10 protein-coding genes are annotated in these 14,015 nt (G+C 53.2%); 7 read left to right on the top strand and 3 right to left on the bottom strand.

All coding sequences use genetic code 11. From position 1 onward, the window contains the following. Nucleotide 1: 1 nt before the first annotated feature. Both LGT44_RS08705 and LGT44_RS08700 read right to left on the bottom strand, forming a co-directional pair. Nucleotides 2-952, bottom strand: coding sequence for a DUF58 domain-containing protein (locus tag LGT44_RS08705; protein WP_145469479.1), 951 nt, complete (start codon nt 950-952; stop codon nt 2-4). Continuing rightward, nucleotides 952-1,911, bottom strand: coding sequence for an AAA family ATPase (locus LGT44_RS08700; RefSeq protein WP_230331667.1), 960 nt, complete (start codon nt 1,909-1,911; stop codon nt 952-954). The genes LGT44_RS08705 and LGT44_RS08700 overlap by 1 nt, the downstream gene beginning before the upstream one ends. Nucleotides 1,912-2,091: 180 nt before the next feature. On the opposite strand from LGT44_RS08700, the gene LGT44_RS08695 reads away from it, so the two are divergent. From LGT44_RS08695 to LGT44_RS08680, 4 genes are all read left to right on the top strand, one after another. Continuing rightward, nucleotides 2,092-6,957 carry an NAD-glutamate dehydrogenase gene (locus tag LGT44_RS08695; RefSeq protein ID WP_230331668.1) on the top strand — a complete coding sequence of 1,622 codons (4,866 nt, stop codon included), beginning with the start codon at nt 2,092-2,094 and terminating at the stop codon, nt 6,955-6,957. A gap of 112 nt (nt 6,958-7,069) precedes the next feature. Beyond that, on the top strand, nt 7,070-8,125 hold the full coding sequence (locus LGT44_RS08690) for a hypothetical protein (protein WP_230331669.1): 1,056 nt from the start codon (nt 7,070-7,072) through the stop codon (nt 8,123-8,125). Further along, nucleotides 8,125-8,349, top strand: a complete 225-nt coding sequence (locus LGT44_RS08685) for a DUF2835 domain-containing protein (RefSeq protein WP_145469483.1) — start codon at nt 8,125-8,127, stop codon at nt 8,347-8,349. Before LGT44_RS08690 ends, LGT44_RS08685 begins: the two co-directional genes overlap by 1 nt. Before the next feature lie 106 nt (nt 8,350-8,455). Then, nucleotides 8,456-9,487 (top strand): quinone-dependent dihydroorotate dehydrogenase, encoded by a 1,032-nt coding sequence (locus LGT44_RS08680; protein WP_145469484.1) that lies wholly within the window; start codon nt 8,456-8,458, stop codon nt 9,485-9,487. A 109-nt stretch (nt 9,488-9,596) separates the two neighbouring features. Here the strand turns inward: LGT44_RS08680 and rmf are convergent, their stop codons facing one another. Then, a complete protein-coding gene (rmf, locus tag LGT44_RS08675) occupies nt 9,597-9,791 on the bottom strand; it encodes a ribosome modulation factor (RefSeq protein ID WP_145469485.1) in 195 nt (64 codons plus the stop codon). A 169-nt stretch (nt 9,792-9,960) separates the two neighbouring features. On the opposite strand from rmf, the gene rlmKL reads away from it, so the two are divergent. From rlmKL to LGT44_RS08660, 3 genes are all read left to right on the top strand, one after another. Next, nucleotides 9,961-12,108, top strand: a complete 2,148-nt coding sequence (gene rlmKL, locus LGT44_RS08670) for a bifunctional 23S rRNA (guanine(2069)-N(7))-methyltransferase RlmK/23S rRNA (guanine(2445)-N(2))-methyltransferase RlmL (protein WP_145469486.1) — start codon at nt 9,961-9,963, stop codon at nt 12,106-12,108. Between the two features lie 311 nt (nt 12,109-12,419). Then, entirely contained in the window at nt 12,420-13,598 is a 1,179-nt protein-coding gene (locus LGT44_RS08665; RefSeq protein ID WP_230331675.1) for an ammonium transporter, read from the top strand. A 98-nt stretch (nt 13,599-13,696) separates the two neighbouring features. Then, nucleotides 13,697-14,002, top strand: coding sequence for a TfoX/Sxy family protein (locus LGT44_RS08660; protein ID WP_230331670.1), 306 nt, complete (start codon nt 13,697-13,699; stop codon nt 14,000-14,002). Nucleotides 14,003-14,015 lie beyond the last annotated feature (13 nt).

Genomic DNA, 14,015 nt, shown 5'->3' with positions numbered 1-14,015 from the left:
GTCAGCTTTCCTCCGCCCGTACGCGGCTGAGCATACCGAGTCCGAGTCCCTGACGCAGGGCTGGCAGCGGATCGGCATTGCTGGTGCTCAGGGCAATCAGCGGCACTTTAAGACGCTGTAGTTGCTGTTGCAGGCTGTTCATGCGCAGGCTGAATGCCTGCTGATATTCCTCGCGCTGACGGCTGGTGGTGCTGTCGAGGGACAAACGTTGCTGGCCATCGCTGAGGCTGTAAAGGCCCGGCGGCGGCAGCTCGGCTTCCAGCGGATCGGAAATATGAACAGCAACCAGATCGCAATGGCGGGTCACCGCGTGCAGCTGCTGCTCGCAGTCGGCATCAAAGCCGGTCCAGTCACTGATAAAATAAATGGCGCTGCCGGGGCGGGCAATGCGGCGCAGGTGACGGCAGATCTGCTGCATACGCTGCTGCGGATCGGCACTGGCTGATGGCGGCATCGTGGTCAGTTCATTCAGTAACTGCAGCACCTGTTTGCGGCCGGTTTTGGGCCGCAGATCGGTTTCCAGCTCGTCGTTAAACAGCAGGGCTCCGATACGGTCACCGTGTTCCAGAGCAGCCCAGGCAAATAACGCGGTGAGGTCGGCGGCCAGTACCTGCTTCAGTGCGCGGCGGCTGCCAAAACGCATAGCGGCACGCAGATCACAGACCAATAATACCGGCCGTTCTTTTTCTTCACGGAAGACTTTGATGTGCGCATCACCGGTGCGCGCGGTTACCCGCCAGTCCATCGCGCGGATATCGTCACCGGCCTGATATTCACGTACTTCGGCGTAATCCAGACCGCGGCCGCGGATGGCAGAAGCATGGCTGCCAGCCAGATCGTTCAGCACTTTTTTCTGTTTATGCAGCGGTAGCTGGCGCGCCAGCGTGCGCAGCTGCACCAGATTGGCCGGCAGAATTTCGGCCCCTGCAGAGAAATGTCCGTCCTGGCGCATCAGACAACCGGTACCCGTTGCAGCAGTTCGTTAATCACTTTATTGACCGTCATGCCTGAGGCTTCGGCTTCAAAGCTGAGCAGCAGACGGTGGCGCAGTACATCGTGGGCGACGGCCTGTACATCATCCGGGCTGACGTAATCACGTCCGTTCAGCCAGGCGTGGGCGCGGGCGCAGCGGTCGAGGGCGATGGTGCCACGCGGACTGGCGCCGTATTCAATCCAGCTGGCGAGGTCTTTGCCGTAAGGCTCCGGGCGGCGGCTGGCCATCACCAGCTGTACCAGATACTGCTCAACGGCATCGCTCATGTGCAGATTCAGTACCTGCTGGCGGGCGGAGAACACCATCTCCTGCGACAGTTTAGTGTCGTCGCGGTTTTGTTGCTGCATGGCTTCACCACGCGCCAGACGCAGGATTTTCTGCTCGGCTTCGCTGTCCGGGTAATCAATGACCACGTGCATGACAAAACGGTCGAGCTGGGCTTCCGGCAGCGGGTAGGTGCCTTCCTGCTCGATCGGGTTCTGGGTGGCCATCACCATAAACAGGGATGACAGCGGGCGGGTAATACCGCCGACGGTCACCTGACGTTCGGCCATGGCCTCGAGCAGGGCGCTCTGCACTTTGGCCGGTGCACGGTTAATTTCGTCGGCCAGAATCAGGTTATGGAAAATCGGCCCGGCCTGAAAATCGAAGGTCTGCTGTTGCGGGCGGTAAATTTCGGTACCGGTAATGTCGCCCGGCAGCAGGTCGGGGGTGAACTGAATACGTTTAAAATCCCCCTCTATACGGTCGGCCAGCGCGTTGATGGCTTTGGTTTTTGCCAGGCCGGGAGCCCCTTCAACCAGTAAATGACCATCACTTAATAAACAAATTAACAAGCGTTCAACAAGATGGGGCTGGCCAATAATCTGTTGTTGCAGTGCTTCTTTCAAGCGTGCAAAACCCTGTTGTTCAGTCATCTTCTTTTATCCCAGAGCGTTGATTTAATTCGGATTTTAGAGACCCAAAGCATTTGGTCAATGGCTCTGATTGGTTGCTGCAGCGAAAGTTCACTGTGCTGCTTACCCCGGTACGGAGACCGCGCTGGTGGCGAAATGATCTAAGCTTAGGAGTTATCAGGGCTCAATACGGATAACACTATGCTGACTGCTTTGCACACCATTATTAAGGAACGTAACCATAACGAGCAGGCCGCGGTCCTGCAACGCTTTGCAGATCTGTATTTTTCTGGTGCACCGGCCGATGAATTGATGGCCCGTTCAGTGGAGGATGTGTATGGCGCGACGCTGTCCTGCTGGCAGTTTATTCAGCAACGTAAACCGCATCAGCCTAAGGTCCGTGTGTTTAACCCCGACTATGAGAATCATGGCTGGCAGTCCATTCATACGGTGGTTGAAATCGTTTGCGATGATATGCCTTTTCTGGTCGATTCGGTACGTATGCAGCTTAATGCACGGCAGTTATCACTGCATTCGATTCATTACTGCGTATTGCATGCTCAGCGTGATAAAAAGCACCAACTGAAAACGGAAAATGACTGGTATAAAGAGGAAAAAGCATCAACAGCAGAAGCGATTATTTATATTGAGTTTGACCACCACTCTGATACCGATTTGCTGCAGTCGCTGACCGGACAACTGTTGGATGTGATTGCTGAAGTCACCGCCTGCGTTAATGATTTTCCAGCGATTATTGAAAAAGCCGAAGCCACCATTACCCGCCTGAACAAACCACACCATAAAGACCGCGCTGCACATTACAAAGAAGCACAGGAGTTTTTGCGCTGGCTGATTCATAACCACTTTACCTTTCTGGCCTGTGATGTTTTCCATATCGAGAATGAAGGTAAAGAGCAGTATGTTGTACGTGACAGTGAGCAGGATTTGGGCCTTTTTAATTACAATAAGGCGAGCCGTAACCGCTTATTGTTGCGCGACCTTGAAGATGAAGTGCGCGATTTTATCACCAATCAGCAGGTCGTAAGTTTTATGAAATCCGGTAGCCGCAGCCGGGTTCATCGTCCGGCGTATCCGGATTATGTGGTGGTTAAGTTCTTTAATAAAGACGGCGAAGTCACCGGCGGCATCCGCTTTATGGGGCTTTATACCTCCATTGTGTATATCGAAACGCCAAACAATATTCCACTGGTACGGGAAAAACTCAACGATGTGCGGAAAATGGCTGATTTCAATCCGGCCAGTCACAGTGGTAAAGAGCTGAACCGTATTCTGGAGGTGTATCCGCGTGATGAATTATTCCAGTCAACGGCAGAGCAATTACATCGTACAGCATTAAGCATTCTGAATATTCAGGAACGTCGTCAGACCCGGGTGTATCTGCGCAAAGATTCTTACAGTAAATTTATATCCTGTCTGGCCTATGTACCGCGTGATATTTATAACACTGAACTGCGTCAGCGTATCGAAGGGGTGTTGGCGGCGGAATTTTCACCGCTGGATATTGAATTTAATACCTACTTTTCTGAGTCCATTCTGGCGCGTACTCAGTACACACTGCGACTGAATCCTGATAACCCTGTGGTGTTTGATGAGCAGGCGGTGGCGAAAAAAATCTGTCAGGTTGCCCGTTCATGGCAGGATGATCTGCACGATGCCCTGATAGAACAGGCCGGGGAGGAACGCGGAAATCATCAGTTTCACCGCTATCGCGATGCTTTTCCTGCAGGTTACCGTGAGAACTTTACCGCCCGTACGGCCGTAGTGGATGTTCAGCATATGGAGCATTTGTGCGGGCAGAAAGCGGGCCAGTTGGCGATGAGTTTTTATCGTGAACTGGAAGAGGGTGATAACGAACTGCGTTTTAAACTGTTTAACCGCGATACTATTCTGCCGCTGTCGGATGTTATTCCGGTACTGGAGAACCTGGGTTTGCGGGTGATGGGGGAGCATCCTTACGAGATTATCTGCGCCGATGGACAGCGTATCTGGATTCATAATTTTCTGCTGCGCTATACCCTGTCTGACAGTATCAATATTGCTGCGGTTAAAAGCCTGTTTCAGGATTCTTTCCGTGCTGTCTGGGAAGGGCAGGCCGAGAATGACGGCTTTAACAGGCTGGTACTGGGCGGGCAATTAAGCTGGAAGGATATTTCTACCCTGCGCGCATACGCCCGCTATATGAAGCAAATCCGTTTTGGTATTTCGGAGAGCTACATCGCTGAGACTCTGTGTCGCTACATTGATATCAGCGCCAGACTGGTTCATCTGTTTCATCTGCGTTTTGGCCTTAAAGAATGCCCCCCCGAGCAGCGCGACGAAGAGGTTAACCAGTGTGAACAGCAGCTGATTGATGCTCTCGAAGGTGTGGATCAGCTGAACGAAGACCGTACTATCCGCCGCTATATAGAACTGATCAAAGCGACACTGCGCACCAATTTTTTCCAGCAGGATGAGCAGGGAAAAAGTAAATCTTACCTGGCGTTAAAAGTGAATCCGGCGGCGATCAGCGATATGCCGTTGCCGCGGCCTATGTTTGAAATTTTTGTTTATTCACCCCGTGTGGAGGGTGTGCACCTGCGTGGTGGCCGGGTTGCCCGTGGTGGACTGCGCTGGTCAGACCGCAGTGATGATTTCCGCACTGAAGTGCTGGGACTGGTTAAAGCACAGCAGGTTAAAAACGCGGTGATTGTTCCTGTCGGTGCCAAAGGTGGTTTTATTGCCAAATGTCTGCCGAAAGAGGGCGGGCGGGATGCCTTTATGGCTGAAGGTATTGCCAGCTATCAGACCTTTATCAGTGCCTTACTGGATGTTACCGATAATCTGGTCGAAGGTCAGGTTGTACCGCCGGATAATGTGGTTCGTCACGATGATGATGATCCCTATCTGGTGGTGGCTGCCGATAAAGGCACGGCAACCTTTTCTGATATCGCTAACGAAATTGCAGTAACCCGAGGTTTCTGGATGGGCGATGCTTTCGCCTCCGGTGGCTCCATTGGTTACGACCATAAAAAAATGGGTATTACAGCCCGCGGCGCCTGGGTTTCGGTACAGCGTCACTTCCGTGAGCAGAGTATTAATATTCAGGAAACGGATTTCAGCGTGGTTGGTATCGGTGATATGGCCGGTGATGTGTTTGGTAATGGCATGCTGCTTTCTGAGCATATTTGTCTTGTGGCGGCGTTTAATCACATGCATATCTTTATCGATCCGAATCCGGATTCTGCTCGCAGCTTTGTTGAACGTAAACGCTTATTTGAGCTGCCACGTTCCAGTTGGGAAGATTACAACAAGGAGCTGATTTCCAAAGGTGGCGGTATCTTTTTACGCTCAGCGAAAAGCGTACCCGTGTCTCTGGAAATGAAGCAGCGTTTTGGCATTGTGGAAGATCGTCTGCCGCCGAACGATTTAATCAAAGCGCTGCTGCGCGCACCGGTCGATCTTATCTGGAATGGTGGTATCGGAACTTACATTAAATCGTCTGCAGAGCGTCACTCCCATGTCGGGGATAAAACCAATGATGGCCTGCGGATTAACGGCAAGGAAGTACGGGCTAAAGTGATCGGTGAGGGCGGCAATCTGGGCATGACTCAGCTTGGCCGGGTGGAATACGGCCTTAAAGGTGGTGCCTCATACACCGATTTTATTGATAACGCTGGTGGTGTGGATTGCTCCGACCACGAAGTGAATATCAAGATTATGCTGAATGAAGTACTCGACAGTGGTGATCTGACGCGCAAACAACGTAACGAAATATTTATGCAGCAGACCGATGATGTCGCCCGTCTGGTGCTGAATAATAACTATCGTCAGACTCAGGCAATTGCGCTGGCACACCGTGATTGTAAAGTCCGGCTGGATGAATATGTGCGTCTGATGAGGGAGTACGAAACCCACGGCAAACTCAACCGGGCACTTGAATTTCTGCCTAACGAAGATGTCCTTATGGAGCGTCGCGCGGCCAGCCAGGGGCTGACCCGTCCGGAGTTAGCGGTGCTGATTTCGTATACCAAAGCGGATCTTAAAGAGCAGCTTAATCATCCGGATATTCATGATGATGAATACGTCGCCAGTATTTTACATACCGCATTTCCGCAGGCCTTCTGCGATCGTTTTGCGGAGCCTCTGAGTCATCACCGCCTGCGCCGGGAAATTATTGCCACGCAACTGGCCAACGATATGGTCAATTATATGGGCATTACTTTCGTTAACCGTTTGCATGACTCGACCGGGGCCAGTATGAGTGATATTGCCCGTTCTTATATTACCGCCCGCGATATATTTGCTTTGCCTGAACACTGGCAGGCGATTACTGCTCTGGATTACCACATCAGCACTGAAGAACAGGAAGATATGATGGCGGACCTGATGCGTCTGGTACGTCGGGCCAGCCGTTGGTTTTTACGTAATCGCCGCGCAAAAATTGATATTGGTGCAGAGGTTGCGCGTTTTCAACCGACCGTGCAGAGCATTGCGGCTGAGTTAGGCCGTACACTTAAAGGTTCTGCGCTGGAGCGCTGGCAGGAAGTATATAACCGCCGCGTTGAAGCCGGAGTGCCGGAAACGCTGGCTGCCTTAACCGCCGGAGCTGCAAACCTGTATTCGGCGCTGGGTATTATTGAAGCCGCCGCTCAAACCGGGCGCGATATCCGCCAGGTTGCTGAAGCTTATTTTGAAATGGGCGAGCATTTATCCCTGAACTGGTTTATTCAGCAGGTGAATGCGTTGCCATCGAACAGCCATTGGGAAGCACTGGCACGGGAAACGCTGCGCGACGATCTTGACTGGCAGCAGAGAGCGTTGACCGTTGGCATTCTCGGGACACAGGAAGATGGTATAACCCTTGCTGAATCGATTGCTCAATGGGAAGAGGAGTATGCCTCTCTGGTCGCTCGCTGGGCGAACATGCTGAATGAGCTGAAAGCTGCTGATTCGCTGGAATTTACCATGTTATCGGTTGCGCTGCGGGAGTTGCTGGACCTGGCACAGGCCAGCCGTCACCAGCGCCCCTGTATTGACGGTGAGGAAGCTGTACCTGAGTGTGAGTAGTGAGTGGCGGCAGAAAGCTTTATGATTCTGCCGTTATTTTCAGGTTATGGTGAAACTGTTGTCAGGCGTCCGTTATCTGCGCTTTGTTTTTTTCGTTAGCAGCGTTTTTTCAGTGCTGCCTCTGCAGGCGGCTGAGGTTGACCAGTTCAGCGGGCATTCTGCTGTTCTGCTGTCTGATGCCGCCCCCTTGCTTGAAGCTGAGGTTAACCGCCGCCTGCAACTCGCCGTAACTATGGCCAACCGGCCGGTGACCAAACCACCCCAGCTGCGTTCCCGTCCGGCGTTGCAGTATCCTGCCTGTGAAGAGGAGCGTCTGTACGACGCGCTGAGCTGGGAGCTGGCGCGGCCGGTGATTGGCCAGCTTGAAACTTTTGCCGAAGAACACCCGCAGATCAGCCGGCGCCGTGTAGCTTTCCGCGATTCGGTATACCGTAATTTTATCTGGCAGCAATCCCCATCACTGGTGCTGAGTGAACGGGTTGCCGCCGTTATCCGTGTTGGCGATGTGGAAATTGGCAGCGATAAACTTGGCCACTTTTTTACCGAAGGCTACAGCTATTTTGAAGTTACCGACCGGCTGCAGGATTCGGTTGAAGAGGGCATGCTGTTTGGCGAGTGGTCAGAATCTCTGTACTTTGGCGCTCAGACCACGGGGGTGTTTTCCTTTGCTGATCTGGCGGCCAATCTGAATGGCCTGCGTTTCTGGAACCGTATTCTGGCGCAGCATCCTGACCCGTTATCCGGGCGTGAGGTTACACCTTATATCCGCTGTGAACAGCAGCGCTGGAGACTGGTTGATACATTTCATTTCAGCGGTTATATCGACACAGCCTGGAATGAAAGCGTTAATTGCTCCGCTTTCCGTAACCTCAGCATGCTTGAGCAGGTACTGCATTATCAGCCGCTTTGTACCCCGCAATCGTTACCGCAGAATAAATATGGCCGCTGGCAGGATCGGGTGCTGAACCATGCCGGTTTGCAGGTATTGCCTGATTATCTGCAGCCGGAAGTGATTCTGGCGCAACGTGCCTTTATGCAGGAAGTCCGTCTGCCACAGGGTGTGGTAGAGCGTATCCGGGAATTACGCCTGCAGCTTGATATCTGGCGGCAGCAGCCACAGCCGCCATTGGCAGACTCCTTCCACGATAATCAGCGACAGGAGCCATAATGCAGCGCATCGTACTGGATCTGGCCATCTCCGCTCAGGAATATCAGCGCTTTTATCGCGGCCAGGTAAAACAGGTCGTGGCACGGGCGCTGGACGGACGCAATGTCCGTTTTCCTGCCAGCGTGCTGCAGCAGGTTGTGCAGCATGAAGGTATCTATGGCCGTTTTGCCATTGAATTCGATGATCAGGGCAAGTTTCAGCGTATTGTGCGTCTGGGAGCCTGACTTTCACCGTATAGCGCGTTTTTTTGCGCTCAGTCGTCTACAGCGCGGACGGACTGGCATATAATGCCGGCCGTTTTGCCACCCGCTTTGTCAACTGAGGTCTGTTATGGATTGGTATGCTCTGAGTCGCGCTCTGATGTTTCGTCTGAATGGTGAAACCTCCCACGAACTGGGACTGGATATGATGGGGGCCAGCGAACGCCTTGGACTCTTGCAGTTTCTGGCGCCTCAGGTTGCATCTTTGCCAACAACCGTTGCCGGTATTGAATTCCCTAATCCGGTCGGTTTAGCCGCGGGTCTGGATAAAAACGGCGATTATATCGATGCTTTTGCCCGTCTGGGTTTTGGTTTTATCGAAATCGGTACCGTCACTCCGCGTCCGCAGCCGGGTAATCCTAAGCCGCGCCTGTTCCGCATACCGGAACGTCAGGCCATCATCAACCGTATGGGCTTCAACAACAAAGGCGTTGATCATCTGGTTGAGCGGGTAAAAGCGGCAAAATACCGTGGTGTGCTGGGGATTAATATCGGTAAAAACTTCGATACAGCCGTCGAAGACGCGACTTCTGACTACCTGATCTGCCTCGATAAGGTGTATCAGCATGCGACCTATATCACCGTGAATATTTCCTCGCCGAATACTCCGGGGCTGCGTACCCTGCAGTTCGGCGATTCGCTGAAACAGCTGCTGGAGCCGATTAAAGCCCGTCAGCTGGAGCTGGCCAAAGAATTCGGTTACAAGCCGGTGTTCGTCAAAATTGCACCGGATATGGAAGAAGATGACGTGGCGCTGGTGGCTGAAACCTTTGTTAACAGCGGTATCGATGGTGTGATCGCCACTAATACCACGCTGTCACGTGAAGGTGTGCAGGGCCTGCGCTACGGCAATGAAGCCGGTGGCCTGAGTGGCGCGCCACTGGAGGATCTGGCAACCGAGACCGTTGAGCACCTGTGTCAGGCGCTGGCCGGTAAACTGCCGGTGATTGGTGTGGGCGGTATTCTCGACGGTGAAGGTGCTGCAGAAAAGATCAAAGCCGGTGCGTCGCTGGTGCAGATTTACTCTGGTTTTATTTACCGTGGGCCGGAGCTGATCCGCGAAGCGGTGGATGCACTGGCCGATTTACGTACACAGGGCTGAGTTTGCCCGGGCAGGTACGGCGTTTAAGCAAAAAAAAGCCCTGCTTGTAGCAGGGCTTTGCTTCCCTGAAGAGGAAGCGTGCACAACGGGCATTAAGCCCTGGAGAACGTCATACGGCCATTTTATGAATGCCAGAAACGCCGGTGTAACCATCCCAGTGGTCGGCACGACCGGAACGCCAACCTGCAAGCCAGGAGTCTCGTTGTGGTCCTATGGGTGCAAGATCTTTTGAACGGCGCTCAACGCCAGCGCGATAACCACGTGCAAAAGCTCTTTCCTGCATGTCGCGTTTCTGTTTTTTCATAGAAAGCTTCCTCGCTAAAGTTATTTGCTCGACGGCCAGAACAACTGGTTGAATCACTGACCGAACCCCTGTTGTACCTCAGGCTGGTGAGGAATGTTAATTATTTATTACTTCTAAGCGTCACTATTCTTACAGCCACAGGCTATTTGACGAAACGGGTTTTCTCATCATGCAAAATGAAACAACAGCAACAACCATGACCTGGCTGGCGGCCTGCCCGAAAGGTATCGAATCCCTGTTGGCGGATGAAATCAGGCACTTGGGCGGTGAAGTTGAACGTGAAACACACCTTGGTGTGATCTGGCGCGGCGACCTGACGCTGGCCTATCGCTTTTGTTTATGGAGCCGTCTGGCGAGCCGCCTGTTGCTGCCTTTGAATGAAAGTCAGGTAGACAATGTCGACGAAATGTACGAAGCGGCCCGTTCTGTCGAATGGCCAGCGATCTTTGCCGTGGGAGCGACCTTCCGCATCGATTTTCACGGCCGTACTGATTACCTCAACAATACGCAGTTTGGCGCGCAAAAGATCAAAGACGCCATTGTTGACCGCTTCCGTGAGGACACCGGCGCCCGCCCGTCGGTGGATAAAGACGGCGATGTCCGTATTGAAGCGCAGCTGCGCAAAGGCAAACTTAATCTGTATTACAACTTCAGTGGCGACAGTCTGCACCGTCGTGGTTACCGTCTGCAGCCTGGTAAGGCGCCATTAAAAGAAAACCTGGCGGCTGCGGTTCTGATCCGTGCCGGCTGGCCTGCACTGGCGGCAGAAGGTAAGCATCTTATTGACCCAATGTGTGGTTCCGGCACCCTGCTGATTGAAGCGGGGATGATGGCCGCCGACATTGCACCGGGTCTGAACCGCCAGAAGTGGGGCTTTGAAGGTTGGCTGGGCCATACCCGGTCACTGTGGCTGGCCGAGGTCGAACAGGCGCGTTTGCGCCGTACCGCGGGGCTTAATGCCATGCACAGCCGCCTGTACGGTTTTGATATTGATGCCGATCAGCTGGCGGCCGCCCATCAGAACCTGAGCCGCTCTCCGCTGGCCGGTAAGATTCACCTGGAACGCCGTGCGATTGAGCAGCTGCGGGTGCAGAACGAAGTGATTGAAGAGGGCGGTCTGGTGGTCTGTAACCCGCCTTATGGTGAGCGCCTGAGCGAACTGCCACAGCTGGCGCCGCTGTATCAGCAATTCCACGATGCCACCATGCGCCTGCCACAATGGCAGCTGGCGGTGTTTACCGGTAATACCGATCTGGCCAAGAGCATCCGTCGTCCGCTGGATAAGCAATACCGCCTGATGAACGGGCAGATCGCTACCCGCTTACTGGTATTCGGTGCTGCCGACGAGCGCTCAGCACAGCCACAGGGCAGTATGATCCGTGGTCCGGTTGAAGCCTTTGCCAACCGTCTGAAAAAGAATATGAAACCACTGCAGAAGTGGGCCAGGCGCGAAAATGTTGAATGTTATCGCCTGTACGATGCCGATCTGCCGGAATACGCAGTGGCGGTCGATCTGTATGGCGACTGGCTGCATGTGCAGGAATATGTGCCGCCGAAGTCCATCGACGAAGCCAAAGCAGAACGCCGTCTGCTGGATGTGCTGGCCGTTCTGCCTGAGGTGACCGGTATTCCGGCGCAGCAGATCGTCCTCAAGCGCCGTGAACGTCAGGCCGGCAAGCGCCAGTACGAAAAGCAGAACACCGAACAGCGTTTTATGCCGGTGCGTGAAGGTAATGTGCAGGTGCTGGTGAATCTGAAAGATTACCTGGATACCGGTCTGTTCCTCGATCACCGTCCGACCCGACTGCAGATTGCCGGACTGGCTTCTGGCAAGCGCTTCCTGAATTTGTTCTGTTATACCGCCACGGCCAGTGTGCACGCGGCGGTGGCCGGAGCGCATTGCACCAGCGTTGATATGTCGCGCACCTACCTTAACTGGGGTAAAGAGAACTTCCTGCTGAATGGCATTAAACCGGAACAGCACGAATTTATTCAGGCCGACTGTATACAGTGGCTGCGCGATTGTAATGAGCGCTATGACCTGATCTTTATGGACCCGCCGACGTTTTCTAACTCCAAGCGGATGGAAGGGGTGCTGGATATTCAGCGCGATCATGTGATGTTGGTTGAACAGGCCATGCGCTGTCTGAATCCGGGTGGACTGCTGATTTTCTCCAATAACCTGCGACGCTTTGATCTGGATATGGATGCACTAAAAGAGTTCACAATAAAAGATGTGAGCGCAAAATCGGTGCCGTTTGATTACGGGCGTCGTCCGAATATTCACCATTGTTTCCACATCACCCATCCTGCCTGACGTTGTATGCACGCATTCAGGGCGCGTGAGTGCTGAATGCGTGCGCAATCCTCACACTTTGTTCCGGCTTTGTCAGGCAATCCTGACAAAGTTGGTACGGAACCTGCTAAAACCCTGACTTATTGGATTGTTGCGCACCACTCTGGTGTCCATTTTTCCAGCCGGCACTCTCATGAAGCATCGCAACTCCGGTTGTTGATCAACTGATCTGAGTGAGCCGTTTTTATCAGCAAGAACCCAGCGAATTAAAGTGAGGACACAACGTGGAAACTATTGACGTTAACAGCATCAACAGCGCCGTTGAGACTTTGATGCAAAGCGCCAACACCATGTTTATTCTGCTCGGTGCCATTATGGTACTGGCAATGCACGCCGGCTTCGCCTTTTTGGAAGTCGGTACCGTACGCCATAAAAACCAGGTCAATGCTCTGGTAAAAATCATCACCGATTTTGGTGTGTCGACACTGGCGTACTTTTTCATCGGTTATCAGATTGCCTATGGGGCGAACTTCTTCAGCGGCGCCAGCGAACTGGTAGCGAATAATGGTTACGACCTGGTGAAGTTCTTCTTCCTGCTGACCTTTGCTGCGGCGATTCCGGCCATTGTGTCCGGTGGTATTGCCGAACGTGCAAAGTTCTACCCGATTCTGATTGCTTCTGCCCTGACAGTGGCGTTTGTCTATCCGTTCTTTGAAGGCATGATCTGGAACGGTAACTACGGCTTCCAGGGCTGGCTGGAAAACAGCTTTGGTGCCCCGTTTCACGACTTTGCCGGCTCCGTGGTGGTTCACGCCGTCGGTGGCTGGATAGCCTTTGCCGCAGTTGTGTTGCTGGGTTCCCGTCGTGGCCGCTACCGTGATGGCCGTGTGGTGGCTTTTGCGCCTTCCAACATTCCGTTTCTGGCCCTGGGTGCGTGGATTCTGGCGGTGGGCTGGTTCGGCTTTAACGTGATGTCTGCCCAAACTCTGGATGGAATTTCCGGTCTGGTAGCGGTTAACAGCCTGATGGCGATGGTTGGCGGTACTGTGGTTGCCATGATTGTCGGCAAAAAAGACCCGGGCTTTATTCACAACGGTCCGCTGGCGGGCCTGGTGGCGGTGTGTGCCGGTTCTGACCTGATGCATCCGATTGGTGCATTGATTGTTGGTGGTGTTGCCGGTGCGTTGTTCGTCTTCATATTCACCCTGGCGCAGAATAAATTCCCTAAATTCGATGACGTATTGGGTGTATGGCCACTGCATGGTCTGTGCGGTGCCTGGGGCGGTATTGCCGCCGGTATTTTCGGTGCAGAAGCGCTTGGTGGTTTGGGTGGCGTAAGCTTTATGTCACAGCTGCTGGGCACGGTTGCCGGCATCCTGGTGGCAATGATTGGCGGTTTTGTGGTCTACGGTATTGTTAAAGCCATCTCCGGCATCCGTCTGGATGAAGAAGAAGAGTTTAATGGTGCTGACCTGTCGATTCACAAAATTGTATCGACCAGCGAAGACTGATCACTTCTTTTCATTGCTTCTCACAACAAAAAAGCCGCAGGGAAATCTGCGGCTTTTTTGTTTAAATACCGGCAGACTCCGGAGTCAGAGAGGTTGATATGGCAAAACGCATCAGGGATTTACCCGGCCTGGGTGAAAAAAGTGAGCAGTCACTGGCACTGGTTGGTATCACCGATGTTGAGCAATTACGTAGCTGTGGCGCGGTGATGGCTTTTTACCGCTTACAGCAGTTGGCTGCCGCTGAGGGGCGGGCCAAGCCCAGTCTGAATTTTCTTTATGCTCTGGTCGGTGGCCTGAGTAATCGCAGCTGGCTGGCGGTTGCCCAGAGTGAGCGGGAACAGTTATTAATGGAATTGGAGGGAATCTCTGAAATGGAGCGTATGTTTCAGACTGACAGTGAGTGATTCCATCGTATCT

It is taken from the genome of Thalassolituus alkanivorans, from assembly GCF_020447205.1.
Taxonomy (GTDB): domain Bacteria; phylum Pseudomonadota; class Gammaproteobacteria; order Pseudomonadales; family Oceanobacteraceae; genus Venatoribacter; species Venatoribacter alkanivorans.
Note: the sequence above shows the minus strand (reverse complement) of the source record. Positions and strands in the feature narration are given on the sequence as shown.

Bases quoted from the DNA above. Each gene is read 5' to 3' on its own strand.
- LGT44_RS08705 (WP_145469479.1), bottom strand. From the start codon at position 952: ATGCGCCAGGACGGACATTTCTCTGCAGGGGCCGAAATTCTGCCGGCC.
- LGT44_RS08685 (WP_145469483.1), top strand. From the start codon at position 8,125: ATGCAGCGCATCGTACTGGATCTGGCCATCTCCGCTCAGGAATATCAG.
- LGT44_RS08660 (WP_230331670.1), top strand. From the start codon at position 13,697: ATGGCAAAACGCATCAGGGATTTACCCGGCCTGGGTGAAAAAAGTGAG.
- rmf (WP_145469485.1), bottom strand. From the start codon at position 9,791: ATGAAAAAACAGAAACGCGACATGCAGGAAAGAGCTTTTGCACGTGGT.
- LGT44_RS08680 (WP_145469484.1), top strand. From the start codon at position 8,456: ATGGATTGGTATGCTCTGAGTCGCGCTCTGATGTTTCGTCTGAATGGT.
- rlmKL (WP_145469486.1), top strand. From the start codon at position 9,961: ATGCAAAATGAAACAACAGCAACAACCATGACCTGGCTGGCGGCCTGC.
- LGT44_RS08695 (WP_230331668.1), top strand. From the start codon at position 2,092: ATGCTGACTGCTTTGCACACCATTATTAAGGAACGTAACCATAACGAG.
- LGT44_RS08700 (WP_230331667.1), bottom strand. From the start codon at position 1,911: ATGACTGAACAACAGGGTTTTGCACGCTTGAAAGAAGCACTGCAACAA.
- LGT44_RS08665 (WP_230331675.1), top strand. From the start codon at position 12,420: ATGCAAAGCGCCAACACCATGTTTATTCTGCTCGGTGCCATTATGGTA.